The organism is Ferrovibrio sp. (assembly GCF_046297895.1).
Classification (GTDB): domain Bacteria; phylum Pseudomonadota; class Alphaproteobacteria; order Ferrovibrionales; family Ferrovibrionaceae; genus Ferrovibrio.
This window is the reverse complement of sequence record NZ_JBKBHC010000003.1, coordinates 377,501-390,173: the sequence shown is the minus strand read 5'-3', so window position 1 is coordinate 390,173 and position 12,673 is coordinate 377,501. Positions and strand designations below refer to the sequence as shown.

The following is a 12,673-nucleotide window of genomic DNA, read 5'->3' as shown; positions in this document are numbered from 1 at the left end:
TCGTTATGCCGCTTGCGTGTACTCGTCCTCGTCGTCCTCGATGTCAGACGGCTCCGCCATTTCGTCGGCATCCTCGATGTCCTCGGCCTCCGGCGCGGCGGACACGTCCGACGTAACGGCGGGGAACAGCATGGCTCCGGGGAGCCAGTTGCGGCCCCGCTCCCGCAGGTCGGCGGGCAAGGTCGTGTCGTCGTCGGCGCAGCGGCGGAAGTGCTGGGCCAGCGCGACCGCCAGCTTGCTCTTGGTGTAGTCCTTGAGCTTGCCAAGCCGGGACACCGCCCCGCTCTCGCGGGCGATGGCCTCAAGCTGGTCTTTGCGGCGACGGGTGAGGAAGTCCTCGCCCGGCACCCAGCGGCTCCGCATGTCCACGCTCAAATCCGCCGCCACCTGATTGAACAGGCTGTCGGTGGTGTCGAGCACCTCCATGCTCTCCTGCCCGAAGGCCAGCACGGTCAGCAGCAGATGAAGCTGCTCAAGCTCGGTGTCCGACAGGCTCTTCACTGCCGCGTAAAGCTGGCTGCCGCTCTTGTCGTCATTTAAGAGAGTGTCCCACGCGCCACGGCTGGGCCGGGCATAGGCGTGGCGCTTGCCGCTCTCCACACCCAGCGCCGTGACGAACTCCTGCGCCGTCCGCTCGATGGCGCTGTAGCTGACGGGCGGCTTGTCGCTGGCGGCGAAGAACGCCAGCGCGGGGTGAGCATCCACCGCGATGCGCCCGTGATAGCGGATACCGCGCATCATCTGGATGACGGCGACTTCCTTGGCCTTGCGGGCATCGGCCAGCAAGGCATCCATCACGGCCACGCTTTTGTGGGCGTTGACCATCCGCACGACAGGGCCGGTGTATTCGGGCTGGGGCTTAGGTGTTGCGGGAGCCTGCGCCGTTGCCTCGGCCACGCTCGGGCGCACGTCCTTCTTGGCCAGCCCTTCCCGCACCTCCACACGCCCGCTCGGCGTGAAGTGAATAACCACGCCGCCCTGTTCGTCGCCCTCGACGGCACGGTACTGCCACCACGGTGCATAGCTTTCGGTCAGCACCTCGACGAACGCCGCCCCCGCCTCGCGGTGATGTTCGGCCAGCGCCTCGACCGCTTCGCCCTGCAAACGATAGAACTGCTCGGCATCGTCAAAGAACGTGCCGTCCTCGTCCGCGAACAGGTCGGCGGTGAAGGTGCCCGCGTATTTTTCCAGCGGGAAGATGGCGAGGGACTTGGCGGGCTTCTCCCCGGTCAGCATCCCCCGGATGTCGTCGGCATCGTAGTGGTAGCCGCTCTCCAATCGCTCGATGAGGGCGCGCTGCTGGTCATGGGTGGCCAGCGTCAGCGCCTCGCCCACCGACAGGGAGAACTCACCTTCCCGCACCAGCGCCTTTGCCTCGTCGCACAGGCTGGCCAGCGCCACGCGCCGCTTGACGGTCAGCACCGACACGCCCGCCTTGGCGGCCACGTCCTCAAGGCTTGCCCCCTCGCCCAAGAGGGTGGCGAAGGCTTCGGCCTCGTCCATCGGGGCCAACTGCTCCCGCTGGATATTCTCGACTGTGGCCAGCCGCAGCGCGTCGGCCTCGGTCAGGCCGCCGCGCACCTCCACGGGCACGGGATACTTCTTCTCGATGTCGCCGCGCTCGGCCAGCAGCGACAGGGCGCGATAGCGCCGTTCGCCCGACACGATGCGAAACTTTCGCCCGTCCTTCCGCACCACAAGGTTCTGCAACAGGCCGTCAGCCTTGATGGAAGCGGCCAGCCCTTCAAGGGCGGCGGCATCCATGCTGCGGCGCGGGTTGCCGCCCTCGACGGCGGTCAGCTTGTTCAGGGGGATGGTCTGGATGGTCATGGGTTTCGTCCTTTCGTGATTTCGTCATTTCATGCCCGCCCCGTCGCCGGAGCGGGCGGGTTCGGTTCAGGCGGTGATTGGGGCGTTCTCGGCTGGCGCGGCATCGACGGCGGCCATGCGATAGATGAGGCGGGTGCCCCATTCGTCGGCGTAGTCGATGACCAGCGTTTCCGGGTCGGGGAAACGGCAGTGACGGGCGGTCGGGAAGTCCAGCCACGTCTTGCCGCCGCCCCGGTCGGGCATGGTGAACCACACCCCGTTGGTCTGGACATGCGCCACGGTGCGGCGCTGCACGCCGCAATCGCGTCCATTGTCGAGGTATTGGAACGTCCAGCCCGGATGCGCCAATAGGGCGCGCTTGAAGTCGGCAAGGCACTTCATGGTCTGCCCTCCGATTACGCGACGATGCGCTGATGCTCGCGGGCCTCGTCGGCATATGCCGACAGGCTCTTGACGGCCTTGAAGTGCTCGTCGCGCTCGATGGTCAGCCCACCGGGGCCACGGACGGCGGCAAGCTCCGACAGGCGCACGCTGCCCAGTTCGGGACAGCCCATGCCCAGGTCGCAAAGACCGAAGGCAATGTCCTCGTCCTCGGGGTCAAGCTCCGACAACAGCCAAGTTGCCGCGCCCCACGGGCAGAACAGCTTCACCAAGGGCTGCCAGTCGTGTTCGTCCAAACCCTTGCTGATGCGCTCACGGTTGGCATGGCCATTGGCCAGCAACCGGGCGCGTTGCTCGTCAGTCAGCAGCGCCGATGCGCTGCCAAGGTTCGTTGTCGTGTCGTTCATTCGCTTCAATCCTCTGTGCAGTCGTTACAGGCAGCACAGGGCACACACGCCCCGCGCATGAACCTCTGCCCAGCGGCGAGCGACGACAGGAGAACCAGTGAAGAAGCGTTAGCGAAGTCGGCCTGGCGGCGTCGCGCCGACATCCGACGGGCTCCAAGAGAGCCGCCCCCGCAGGGGTGCAATCCGGCCAACACGGGAGGGCAGCTTGCTGCCCGAACGGAGCGGGCAGGCCGGACGGCGACCTTGGGCAAGCCCGGCGGGGTCGGCACAAGCTGGCCAGAGAGGTTCTCGCGCGCAGCGCGAAGAAGAGGATCACCACCGGCCCGCAGGGCCGTCCTTATGCTGCCGTGCCGGGCAGCGCAGCGCGGGACCCGGCGCGGCGGCTATCGGGGCGTTGCGGGGTACCCCGCTCGAAGGGGTGACGGAAAACGCCAAAGGCGGTTGCAGGCAGGGGAAGGCTTTCCCCCGCCTATCCTATCCCCCAATGAACAAGGCCCCGCCGAAGCAGGGCCTTGCATCGAACCACGGGGTTCGTATCGGGCGTTAGTCTACCGCACCGTTACCAACACCGGCAGAGATAGCCTTGCTGGCAAAGTGTACGGTCGCAGTGTCCACGTCATGGTCACCGCTCCCCAGCGCGACATCGCCATTCGCCAGGGTGAAGGTATCAGCCACCCCGAGATAGGCGTTGTTGTCCGACGGGTCGAGGGCACGCACCGATCCGGCCACGGAGTAGGTCCCGTAGGCCGTCGCGGCGTCGATGTTGACCAGCGTGGCCAGCGGCACCGGGCTGATGGTCAGGCGGGCATAGTCGGCATCGACCAGCGCGTACCGGACGAGCTGGAAGCCGTCGAGCGAGGCAATCTGGCCCGTGTCACCGCCCTGGACCACCAGACGGACCAGGTCGTCGTCGTTCAGGTTGTCGTCGGTTTCGCCAGCGGTATCGTCATGATCCATGCGGAAGACGATGCCGGGAACGGCCACGTTGCCGATGGTGAGCGACACGGCTGCCGCAGCGGCGGTCGAATCAACACCATCGCCACCGCCCCATACGCCACGCAGCGAGCAGTCGGTGCATTCCAGCGCCTGGTTGGCCAGGGTAACCGAAGCGGCCGAGGCCGTGGTCAGCGTGATGGAGATCGAGCGAGCCGGGAAGGCATAGAAGTCGCCCGAGTGTCCCAGCATGCCGTTGGGGTTCTCGCCGAACACCGAGCCAAGGCCCGTGGTCGAGCCGTCGAACACCTCGGAAGTCGGGCTGACAACGCCGGCCGCGCCGGTACCGAACAGGTCTTCCTTGCTGATCGTCAGACGTGCGGCGTTGGCGGTCAGGCTGGTACCGGCCGAATCCGCGATGATGGTGGACTCGCCATCATCCAGCAGGCCGTTGCTGTTGGCGTCGATCCAGGCCATCGGAATGTAGGTGCCGTCAGCCACGTCCAGGAACGTCACCTGCGTGGCGTCGTCGTCCGACGTCCCGGTGTTCGACACGACGGTTGCCGTCTGGATGTACATGGGCTTCAGGTCGAGGGCGCTGCGGAACAGACCCACCTTGACCACGAAGTTGCCGACCCCGGCGCTGAGCGAAGCGGAACCGTCAAAGGCACGGCCCTTCAAGCCGACCAGCACGTTGGGCACGTTGTTCGAATCCATATCGGTGCGGCCGACGGCGATCGGAACCGGAAGCTTCGTCACGTTGACGGCGTTTGTTCCCGAAGTCACGACGTTGGCGGCGGGAAGGAAGAAGTTGATCGACGGCAACGTGACGGTCGCGCCGTTCGACAGAACGGGCTGCATCGGCGGAACGGTGGCGAAAGCGCCGTTGCCGTTGTTCAACCGAGCGGAGATCGAGTTACCGCCCGTGCCCGGATCGCCCATGATCAGAACCTTGCGGCCGAGTTCGGTACCGAACCCCTGATCGGCGCCCAGGAGTGCAGCCACGTTGGTGGTCGCGGAAACCGTGTCGGTTTCAGCGGCAACCTGGACGCTGCCGAAGGTCACCAGCATGGTGCGATAGGTGCCGCCCCTCGGTGCGACGATGGGCAGGGAGGCGCCGCTCTTGTTGGCGTTCAACAGATCCAGCGTGGTGGTGGCGGTGCCGCCGATGCCGGCGACGGGGTTGTAGATGACGAAGCGGTCGGTCGAGTTACCGTTTTCCATGACTTCGATTTTGTCGATTACGACCGTAAACGACACTGCGGACGCAGAAGCCGCCCCCAGCACCGCGGACGAAACCGCAGCACCGGCCAAGGCGAAATTCTTCAGCCATTGTTTCATTACATAGAGACTCCTTGATTGATTTATGTGGGCAACGGGACGGGTCAGCCGTCGTTGCCGATTACGAATTGGTTGCTGATACCCGACGCATTCTCGTCGTCGCAGGCGGTGAGGCCGACAGCGGCCATCGCTGCGAGCATGAACATGAGCCCGACATTTGAAATAATTTTCATTGTAATCCCTCTTGATTTACTTTGTTGTTTAAACAACAGCACAACATTACAACAAAATACTGATAAATAAGAACTGTTCATTACTTGAACATTTATTTTGTGCCATGGCTCGAAGTCCGTTCAGAAACGTCCTGATCATAAAACGCTCGGAAATCCTTGATTCCCGGCCGGTCATCGAAACGATTGAGGCGCAGCGCAAAGCGCTGGGCATCACCATTGCGGCTCTATGCAAGAGCGCCGGTGTCTCACGCACCGCCTACTACAAATGGATCGAAGGGCGCGGAATGATGCCCGAGACAGAACACGCGCTCGCGGACGCGCTCGTTCGTGCGAGGAGAGATGTAAGGGATAAAGGCTAAGGTCTTACGTCGGTAAAGGAGCTTGGGTTTTCCGTTCGGCGGCTAATAGGCGACAGTCCGAAGACTCCACACTCGGATTTAAGGGGATATGCTCACTGCCAAGCTCGGCATGGCAGCCACCTTCGTCTTTTGAGAACTCATATCAAGGAAGCAGAAAGCCGCTTCATCATCTCCCAGCACCGGATGATCCCGATGGTAGAAGAGACAACTCCAGCGCATCGAAGCCTGGACGACCTTGTTGGTGAGCTGAACGCAAAGGCCATCGACGATTTTTCAAGACGAGCCATTCAAGGCGCACTGCATGCCTTAGCCGATGCCGAGAACCCTCTTCGTCTCAATTTTTTCTCGACCGCGATGCGAATCCTTTTCGAGCACATGATGGACACGCTTGCGCCCGTCGAGCAGGTAAAGCAATCATCATGGTTCAAGCCCGAACGACCGGACGGCAGTGCCACGCGCTGGCAAAGGGTGGTGTTCACCATCCAGGGCGGTCTCTCTGACACCTTTGTAAAGGACGATCTCAAAGTCGATCCGCAGCCACTCCGCAAGCGGCTCCTGGACGCTGTGGACGACCTCAGCAAGCAAGTCCATGGCCGGGAACAAACGATTGTCACCGCACGTGTTGAACAGGACGCGTCTGCGAGAGCGACGGTGATGGCGATGACAGCGTTTCTGGACACCATCCATGACTGCCGAGCGGCGATTCTAGACCCGATAGCCGAAGCACTAGATGATGCTGCTGTGGACGCGCTCTTGAGTGACAGCCTTCTCGAAGTCGATGAACTGGCCTCTCACTTTTCGCTCGAAGAGGTCTACGTTGATCGGACCGTCGTACATGCCATTGGCGCTCATCAAATCATCTACCGCGCCACCGGCTCCGTCAGCGTAGTCCTACAATGGGGGTCGAATAGTGATTTACGGCGCGGTGACGGAGCGGAACTTAGCCAATCATTCCCTTTCTTTTGCGACATCACGGCCCCGCTCGACGAACCTTGGGAGCTTGACCTCTCGGAAACAAGCTGCGGGGTGGATACAAGCTCTTGGCGAGACGCAATGAGGCCGGACGAATGGGACGAGCCATAGGGGGACAGAGGCCACTCTTTCGTTCTGTGACGGAATGGGCAATTCCGTCACAGAAATCAAGCGTCAAAAATCCCTGCTAATCCCAGAGTTTCCGCGCCATTCGGCGCTCTTCCGCCCCGACGACATCGCCGTAAATCGCCGTTGTGGCGAGCTTGGCGTGACCGAGCCACTTCTGGAGCAACGTGATGGGAATGCCGCGTTCCAGCGCGGCGACACCGAAGCCATGGCGAAGGCCCTTCGCCGTTGCATGCGGCCCGTGAACACCGGCAGCCGCCATCACCTCTTTCACACGCCGATGCCCGGTCATCCTGTGCCAGGGCCACAACCGCCCTGACGCACCGCCGTCAGGCGCGTCCTGAAGCCTGCGCAGGCCGTGTACTCGTTCCAGTTCGCTCAGGAGGGTCGGGGACACAGGAACCGCGCGATGCACGCCCAAGCGGCGCTTTTTTAGGCTTCGGAAGACAATGGTGCCCGTCCTTGTGTCGATGTGATCGGCCGTCAAGGCGAGCGCCTCGGATAGGCGGCAACCCGTGTCCTTGAGAACGAGGCAGAGGGTGTAGACCTCAGGCGTCTGACCCATCGCGGCCTTGATGAACGCGCGCCGTTCGGCAGCGGTCAGATATTTGCGGTGGCCCGTCGGGTCGAACAGGCTCCAATCCATAGTGCCTCGCGCGTGAATGAAGGCAGTCCCTCCGTGGCTGTTTCAGCTTCCGAATCGTAACGCAGGGCCGCCCGAGCGAGCGACAGTATTGCCCATTCTGTCACTCGGTTTGCCGGAGGGCCTGTGGCACAGGGGCAACGCAAATCAGTGACGACACCATCCTGTGCAGGTCGATCGGCGCCGTTCTTCTACCCCTGCTCAGGAGGTTTCAAAATTTGATTGTCCCTCACTCTCGGCACCGCGCTCTCGCGGCGCTTAACGGCGTGCTGGTCGCACTCGCGCTTACGGCGTGCCAGACCACAGCGGCAGACAATGCCAATCGGCTGACGGCGGATCAGGTCCGCAGCACCTTCATCGACCGCGAGTGGAGCCAAGGTGAAGGCACCTTCATGTTCGCGAAGGACGGCTCCTATCGCTACGCCGACAACCGGATGAGCGCGAACGGCACCTATCAGATCGGCGACGACGGCGTGCTCTGCACGTCCAACGCCGGGTCGGGGCTGCGGACTTGCTACACCTTCTACCGCGACGGCGACGGCTACCGGTATTGGCACGACCGCTCCGGCCGGTACTGGCCGGCCTACCCTCGCTAAGGAGAAACCCATGACCATCATCAACACTGTGCGGCGCCATGCGCCGCAGCTTTTCGTCGCCGCGACCGCCCTGATTCTGTGGGGCGGTGGCTCGCCCGCCCTGGCCCAGGACGCCTACAAGGCTGCCGTTCCGGCGCTCGAACAGGCGGGCGGTGCCAAGACCTGTGTGAGTTGCTTCCTGGAGCGATATGCGCCCGCCGAACAGCCCAAGGCGTTTGCCGTGTCCAAGGACGGCGCCTATGGCGCGCGCTGGCACCGCCAGTTGTCGATGGAGCAGGTGAAGAAGGAAGCGCTGGAAAGCTGCCAGAAAAAACCCGAGTACAACGCAGCGAACCCGTGCGTGATCTTCTTCGAGAACGACAAGCAGGTGTGGAAGCCATGAGCATCCGCGCCAGCATTCTTGCCATCGCCGCAGTGACAGCGCTCGCTGCCTGCGGCGACAGCGGCAAGGTCGAGCTGACCGTGACGGAGCGCCGCGACGTGTATCCGGGCGGTCAGCTATCCTGCGAAATCCGTGGCACGCTCAAGAACAACGAAGGCGCGGAATTGCGCCGGATCGAGTTCGACCTGACAGCGGGCGAACGGCGCAGCATCCATGGCGGGGATTCCAACATCCCCGCCAACGGACAAAGCCGCTTCAGCGTGCTTTTCGTCGGTACGGCGTGCGGCAACTTGCCGAGCCGCTTGGGCATTGAGACCAAGCGCTGCTACTTCCGAGGCGACCGTGATTGCTCAACCATGGTCGCGCTCCGCCAGTGAACCATAGAGCCAGAAGAGGTAGAGGCGGCCGTCAGGCCGCCTCCTCCGCTTCGGCGGATTGCAGGCCACCGAGGAAGTCGGTGGCCTTGGCTGCCTGAGAGGCGGCGGTGAAGATGGCCTTCTTGTCGGCCTTGAGCACCTTCAGCCAGTTGTCGATGTAGGCGGCGTGGTCGGGACGCGGGGTGAGCGTCACGCCCAGGTCGGCGCACAGGAACGCCGCGCCCAGCTCGGCCACGAGTTCTTCCATCGCATAGGCGTCGTCGCCGAAGCGCTTGCCGAACTGGCGATCGCAGCGGCGGTCGTGACCCGTCCAATGGGTCAGCTCATGCAGCAGCGTGGCGTAGTAGCTCTCGGTCGCCGAACTGGTCCCGGTGCCGAGGAAACGCTCGCGCTCGGGCATCTGGATGATGTCGTCGGAAGGACGATAGAAGGCGCGGCTGCCGCCGTGACGGATGATGGCGCCGGTGCCGCCGACGAAACGCTCTGCCGCGTCGATGACCTGTACGGGATCCTTGGGCTCGGGGAGCGCAGGCGCCTCGTAGCCGTCCACCTGGTCGGCGTTGAAGACCCAGCTCGCGCGGGCCATGAGGCGCGTGGCGTGCTCGGTCTCGCCGGTCTCGGCGTTCTGCTCTTCCACGTCCAGCTCCTTGTAGAAGACCACCAGGCTGGACTTCTCGCCCTTGCGGACCTGGCAGCCCTTGTTCTGCCATTGGCGGTAGGTGCCCCAGGTGCCGGTCGTGAAGCCGCGGGCCTGGCCGGCGGCCCAAAGGCTGACGACGTTGATGCCGCGATAGGCTTTGGCGGTGTCGATATTGACGGGGCGGTTCAGGCCCTCGCCGCTGCGGTGCCAGGGCATTTGCCAGTCGCCCGCGCCTGCCTCGATGGCGGCGATGATGTTGTTCGTGACCTGGGTGTAAACGTCGAAGCGTTGTGCGGTCATGGTTCCTCTCCTTGTCTTGCTGGCGACCGCGCCCATCGCGGCCGTCCGATGGCGACCGGAGAGGCAGGGGCAAGACGGGCGGCGCACCCGACAGGGCTGGAGGAACGGAAGACAGCGGAAGGGCTGTTTGTTGGAGCGCAGCGCTCAAGAAACTGACCGGACGCCGTTGCGCCGAACGGCGCCCCTGCCAGGTCAGCCAACCGTGAGGACGGCCCGTGGGCTGCGGGCGGTGACAAGGAGAGGAAGCTCGCCAACGGGAAGCACGTTGCCCAGAAGCAGAACGACCCCGCCAAAGAGGAAGCGGGGCCGCGCTACTGGAGACTTCGATGACTTCCTGTCAGCGGCGTCAGGGACTTATGGCCGCCCTCGATAGTCGCACTTGACGATGAGCGGCCCTAAACCGGGCTCAGCCGAGGCCGCGCCTCAGCGTAGGAAGAACGGAAAAATCGGGGTACAACCGAATGTCAGCAAGGAGGACACTGGTCAGCGGCAGGGGGTGAGATGGTCTGGGGCAATTGGTTCGGGAAGGGCAGAAAGTCAGACCAAGAGCTGCTGCAGGAGATGTTCGCCAGCCTGGACCGTATGTGGCGGGATGCCGTGCGGGTGGTCGAGGGATCGAGCAACATTGATTCCGTTGACAGGATCACCTTCCGAAAGGCGGTTTACAGCGGCGACCAGGAAGAAGCCCGGCGGGTACTGCGGCGGGTCATTTTCCCGCAGCTCTCCGAGGAGGAACGCGAGCGTCTCCGCTATGCCGGCCAGTCGGAGAGTTGGGCCAAAGCCGAAGACCTGGTGGGTTCGGGCATCGTTATCCCGAAGAACGCCCCCTTCCCGATGGATGCGCTGGAGTTGGCCTACCTGCCGACATTCGACGGCAATGGCGAGCGGGCGAGAGAACCTCTGTGGTTCCAGGGTGAGGGCCACCTGCTGACCGTGGCGCCGACCGGCTCGGGCAAGGGCCAGCGTTTCATCCTGCGCACGCTGTTGGAGTTCGAGGGACCGGCCATCGTCCTTGATCCGAAGGGCGAGAACTACAAGGCGACGGCGTGGCGCCGGAACCTGTTCGGGCAGGTCTTCAAATGGGCACCGGGTGAGCCGGATTCCGATTGCTACAACCCGCTCGACCGCGTGAAGGGCTGGGACGACGCCCGGCTCCTCGCTGAATTGCTGGTGATACCGCAGAGCAAGGAGCCCTTCTGGGATGATGCCGCCCGCGATCTGCTCACCGGTCTCATCTTCTACGTCCAGCGCCGCAGGCCGCCGGGGCGGCGCAACATGCGCGAGGTCTGCCGATTGCTCGCCCTGAGCAAGGCCGACCTCGATGACATGATCGAAGACCTCCAGTCGGCCGACGATGAGCGGCTGCGTGAGCTGGGCAACATCATCGAGACCCAGTCGGAGGCGCTGCGCGCTTCAATCGCCACGTCCCTGCGCACGCAACTCGCCATCTGGCGATCCGATGACGTTATGGCGGTGACCTCCACCTCCACGCCGGGCTGGTCGGTCGAGGACATCCTCGTGCGCGACAACATCAGCGTCACCTTCGCGGCCACGGCCGCCCGCGCGCCCGGTTGGCATCAACGGCAGGACGGCGGCGTCGCGCGCGGCAGCGCGGCGACGGTCTACCTGGTGGTCTCGCCGGAGAAGATGTCAGCGATGCGCTCGGTGATGCGCGTCCTGCTCGGCCAGCACCTCGGCGAGGCGATCCGCGTCCGCAAGATGCTGGATGAGGGCAATGCCGAGGATGAAAACCTGCCGGAGACATATCTCGACTGGCCGATGATGTTCTATCTCGATGAGCTGCCGCAGCTTGGCTACATGCGCATCATCGAGGATGCGGTGGCGATCACGCGGAGCTATCGCATCCGCCTGTGGCTGTTCACGCAGGACATGGCCCAGCTCGAAGAGGTCTATCCGAAGTGGAGAAGCCTCATCGCGAACTGCCGCTGCCAGATCTATTTCCGCCCGAACGACAAGAACACGGCGGACCATATCGCCGACCGCCTCGGCAAGCGGAAAGACATCTGGGGTGGCGAGGACTGGGTGGCCTCGCCCCAGCAGCTCATGGGGCAGGAGTTCCGGGAAGAGTGCGTGATTGTCCAGGACGGCCATCTGATCCGCGGCACGATGTACGATCCTTTCTACGCGAATGATGAGCTGCGCGCGTGGGTCAAGACCAAGAAGGCTGAGTTCGGCGACGAGGTTATCCGCGCGCCACGACCCGAAGCAGCGCCGCCGGCACCGGAACCAGAACCGGAAGAACCACCAACCGCCGACGCCGACCTGGCGGGCGACGCGGAATACCAGGCGGAGTTGGCAGCCCTTCAAGCGCGGATGCGCGCGCGCAGAAATGGACCGCCGCCCGATCCCACAGCCTCGCCCGACGACAGTGGCCCCAAACCGCCTGAGCGGCCTTCTGGTTCATCCGAGCCGCCGCGCCGCCCTCCGGCTCCTCCAGACTTCGACGAATGAACAGAAACGGCTCCCAGCGCGCCACGCGCGCCCTCAAAACCCGAACCGCCGCAAGAAAGGACAGCGCCGATGAGATGGATAAATGAAAACCTGACGACGATCATCATCCTCGGCGTGGTGGTCGTGGGATTGTATTTCTGGCTGATGCGTAAAAGGTACGCTGATTCCTTCAACGCAGAGAGAAACCGAATTGAAGCGGAGAAGCGCGCACGCCGGGATGCTGCCGGACGCGCGAACAAGGATTCCTGAACCGATGGTCCAGGCATTCCGCGGCCAACCGGCAGGACGGAGCTTGGTCAGTCCACTCGGCCCCTTTCGAGAGCCACTTGTCGCCAGCACAGTGGCGTCGCCGGGGCCATCAGACGCATACATGACAGTGCGCAGTAACTGTCCACAGGAACCCGCCGCCAACTACAGGGATGCTTAATACAGGTGCATATAGGTATATGCGGTACCGTTTATGCGTAAAGCCGGTACCGTTTATGCGTGACCATTTTCTCGCCCGCGTGCAGCCGCGCCAATTTTCGGGCGGTACCGTTTATGCGTGGATAACTCGTCGAGTACACAGGCTTTCGACAGCGGGAGTTCAGTGTCTGCCTATCGGCAGACGTGAGGGCGGCTCGGCAGAAGGATAAGGTCGCCCGGCGTGGTGTCGAACCGCGCGGACGGATAGACCAGAACAACCTTGGCAAGGGCGTGAAGAAAGGCCTTCTTGAAGTTGCGCCGGCCTTGTGCGGTCGT

14 protein-coding genes (1 of these 14 only partly in view) are annotated in these 12,673 nt (G+C 63.5%); 7 read left to right on the top strand and 7 right to left on the bottom strand.

The window, feature by feature from the left end; translation table 11 throughout:
- Positions 1-3: 3 nt before the first annotated feature.
- The 4 genes from ACK4FK_RS06920 to ACK4FK_RS06905 form a co-directional block, all read right to left on the bottom strand.
- Entirely contained in the window at positions 4-1,830 is a 1,827-nt protein-coding gene (locus ACK4FK_RS06920; RefSeq protein ID WP_409742988.1) for a ParB/RepB/Spo0J family partition protein, read from the bottom strand.
- 66 nt (positions 1,831-1,896) lie between these two features.
- Positions 1,897-2,211, bottom strand: a complete 315-nt coding sequence (locus tag ACK4FK_RS06915) for a hypothetical protein (RefSeq protein ID WP_409742985.1) — start codon at positions 2,209-2,211, stop codon at positions 1,897-1,899.
- Between the two features lie 14 nt (positions 2,212-2,225).
- Positions 2,226-2,618, bottom strand: a complete 393-nt coding sequence (locus tag ACK4FK_RS06910) for a DUF2958 domain-containing protein (RefSeq protein WP_409742982.1) — start codon at positions 2,616-2,618, stop codon at positions 2,226-2,228.
- Positions 2,619-3,161: 543 nt separating this feature from the next.
- Positions 3,162-4,892 carry a hypothetical protein gene (locus ACK4FK_RS06905; RefSeq protein ID WP_409742979.1) on the bottom strand — a complete coding sequence of 577 codons (1,731 nt, stop codon included), beginning with the start codon at positions 4,890-4,892 and terminating at the stop codon, positions 3,162-3,164.
- Positions 4,893-5,169: 277 nt separating this feature from the next.
- Between ACK4FK_RS06905 and ACK4FK_RS06900 the strand changes: the two genes are divergently transcribed.
- On the top strand, positions 5,170-5,424 hold the full coding sequence (locus tag ACK4FK_RS06900; RefSeq protein ID WP_409742976.1) for a helix-turn-helix domain-containing protein: 255 nt from the start codon (positions 5,170-5,172) through the stop codon (positions 5,422-5,424).
- A 192-nt stretch (positions 5,425-5,616) separates the two neighbouring features.
- Entirely contained in the window at positions 5,617-6,507 is an 891-nt protein-coding gene (locus ACK4FK_RS06895; RefSeq protein ID WP_409742973.1) for a hypothetical protein, read from the top strand.
- Between the two features lie 76 nt (positions 6,508-6,583).
- On the opposite strand, the gene ACK4FK_RS06890 is transcribed toward ACK4FK_RS06895, so the two are convergent.
- Complete coding sequence (locus ACK4FK_RS06890; RefSeq protein ID WP_409742970.1) at positions 6,584-7,168, bottom strand: tyrosine-type recombinase/integrase; 585 nt, start codon at positions 7,166-7,168, stop codon at positions 6,584-6,586.
- Positions 7,169-7,431: 263 nt separating this feature from the next.
- On the opposite strand from ACK4FK_RS06890, the gene ACK4FK_RS06885 reads away from it, so the two are divergent.
- From ACK4FK_RS06885 to ACK4FK_RS06875, 3 genes are read left to right on the top strand one after another with little or no spacing between them, the layout of a single operon-like run.
- Entirely contained in the window at positions 7,432-7,761 is a 330-nt protein-coding gene (locus ACK4FK_RS06885) for a DUF995 domain-containing protein (RefSeq protein ID WP_409742968.1), read from the top strand.
- Between the two features lie 10 nt (positions 7,762-7,771).
- Positions 7,772-8,143: a hypothetical protein gene (locus tag ACK4FK_RS06880; RefSeq protein WP_409742966.1), complete on the top strand. Its 372-nt coding sequence runs from the start codon at positions 7,772-7,774 to the stop codon at positions 8,141-8,143.
- Positions 8,140-8,520 (top strand): hypothetical protein, encoded by a 381-nt coding sequence (locus ACK4FK_RS06875; RefSeq protein ID WP_409742963.1) that lies wholly within the window; start codon positions 8,140-8,142, stop codon positions 8,518-8,520. The genes ACK4FK_RS06880 and ACK4FK_RS06875 overlap by 4 nt, the downstream gene beginning before the upstream one ends.
- Positions 8,521-8,551: 31 nt before the next feature.
- On the opposite strand, the gene ACK4FK_RS06870 is transcribed toward ACK4FK_RS06875, so the two are convergent.
- Positions 8,552-9,460 (bottom strand): ArdC family protein, encoded by a 909-nt coding sequence (locus ACK4FK_RS06870; RefSeq protein ID WP_409742960.1) that lies wholly within the window; start codon positions 9,458-9,460, stop codon positions 8,552-8,554.
- Positions 9,461-9,961: 501 nt separating this feature from the next.
- Here ACK4FK_RS06870 and ACK4FK_RS06865 point away from each other — a divergent pair.
- Complete coding sequence (locus ACK4FK_RS06865) at positions 9,962-11,932, top strand: type IV secretory system conjugative DNA transfer family protein (protein ID WP_409742958.1); 1,971 nt, start codon at positions 9,962-9,964, stop codon at positions 11,930-11,932.
- A 69-nt stretch (positions 11,933-12,001) separates the two neighbouring features.
- The gene (locus tag ACK4FK_RS06860) at positions 12,002-12,181 is read left to right on the top strand and encodes a hypothetical protein (RefSeq protein WP_409742955.1); all 180 of its coding nucleotides are present in this window, start codon (positions 12,002-12,004) and stop codon (positions 12,179-12,181) included.
- Between the two features lie 348 nt (positions 12,182-12,529).
- Here ACK4FK_RS06860 and ACK4FK_RS06855 read toward each other — a convergent pair whose 3' ends face one another.
- Positions 12,530-12,673, bottom strand: partial view of a replication protein RepA gene (locus tag ACK4FK_RS06855; protein ID WP_409742952.1) — the end only. The gene runs 831 nt beyond the window's last position; the window shows 144 of its 975 coding nt (coding positions 832-975); the start codon falls outside the window, past its right edge — the gene reads right to left on this strand; its stop codon occupies positions 12,530-12,532.

What these genes read in the sequence shown, in the direction of transcription:
- ACK4FK_RS06920 (WP_409742988.1), bottom strand. Translation starts at nt 1,830, where the DNA reads ATGACCATCCAGACCATCCCCCTGAACAAGCTGACCGCCGTCGAGGGC.
- ACK4FK_RS06905 (WP_409742979.1), bottom strand. Translation starts at nt 4,892, where the DNA reads ATGAAACAATGGCTGAAGAATTTCGCCTTGGCCGGTGCTGCGGTTTCG.
- ACK4FK_RS06870 (WP_409742960.1), bottom strand. Translation starts at nt 9,460, where the DNA reads ATGACCGCACAACGCTTCGACGTTTACACCCAGGTCACGAACAACATC.
- ACK4FK_RS06865 (WP_409742958.1), top strand. Translation starts at nt 9,962, where the DNA reads ATGGTCTGGGGCAATTGGTTCGGGAAGGGCAGAAAGTCAGACCAAGAG.
- ACK4FK_RS06900 (WP_409742976.1), top strand. Translation starts at nt 5,170, where the DNA reads ATGGCTCGAAGTCCGTTCAGAAACGTCCTGATCATAAAACGCTCGGAA.
- ACK4FK_RS06860 (WP_409742955.1), top strand. Translation starts at nt 12,002, where the DNA reads ATGAGATGGATAAATGAAAACCTGACGACGATCATCATCCTCGGCGTG.
- ACK4FK_RS06895 (WP_409742973.1), top strand. Translation starts at nt 5,617, where the DNA reads ATGGTAGAAGAGACAACTCCAGCGCATCGAAGCCTGGACGACCTTGTT.
- ACK4FK_RS06910 (WP_409742982.1), bottom strand. Translation starts at nt 2,618, where the DNA reads ATGAACGACACGACAACGAACCTTGGCAGCGCATCGGCGCTGCTGACT.
- ACK4FK_RS06915 (WP_409742985.1), bottom strand. Translation starts at nt 2,211, where the DNA reads ATGAAGTGCCTTGCCGACTTCAAGCGCGCCCTATTGGCGCATCCGGGC.
- ACK4FK_RS06875 (WP_409742963.1), top strand. Translation starts at nt 8,140, where the DNA reads ATGAGCATCCGCGCCAGCATTCTTGCCATCGCCGCAGTGACAGCGCTC.
- ACK4FK_RS06880 (WP_409742966.1), top strand. Translation starts at nt 7,772, where the DNA reads ATGACCATCATCAACACTGTGCGGCGCCATGCGCCGCAGCTTTTCGTC.
- ACK4FK_RS06890 (WP_409742970.1), bottom strand. Translation starts at nt 7,168, where the DNA reads ATGGATTGGAGCCTGTTCGACCCGACGGGCCACCGCAAATATCTGACC.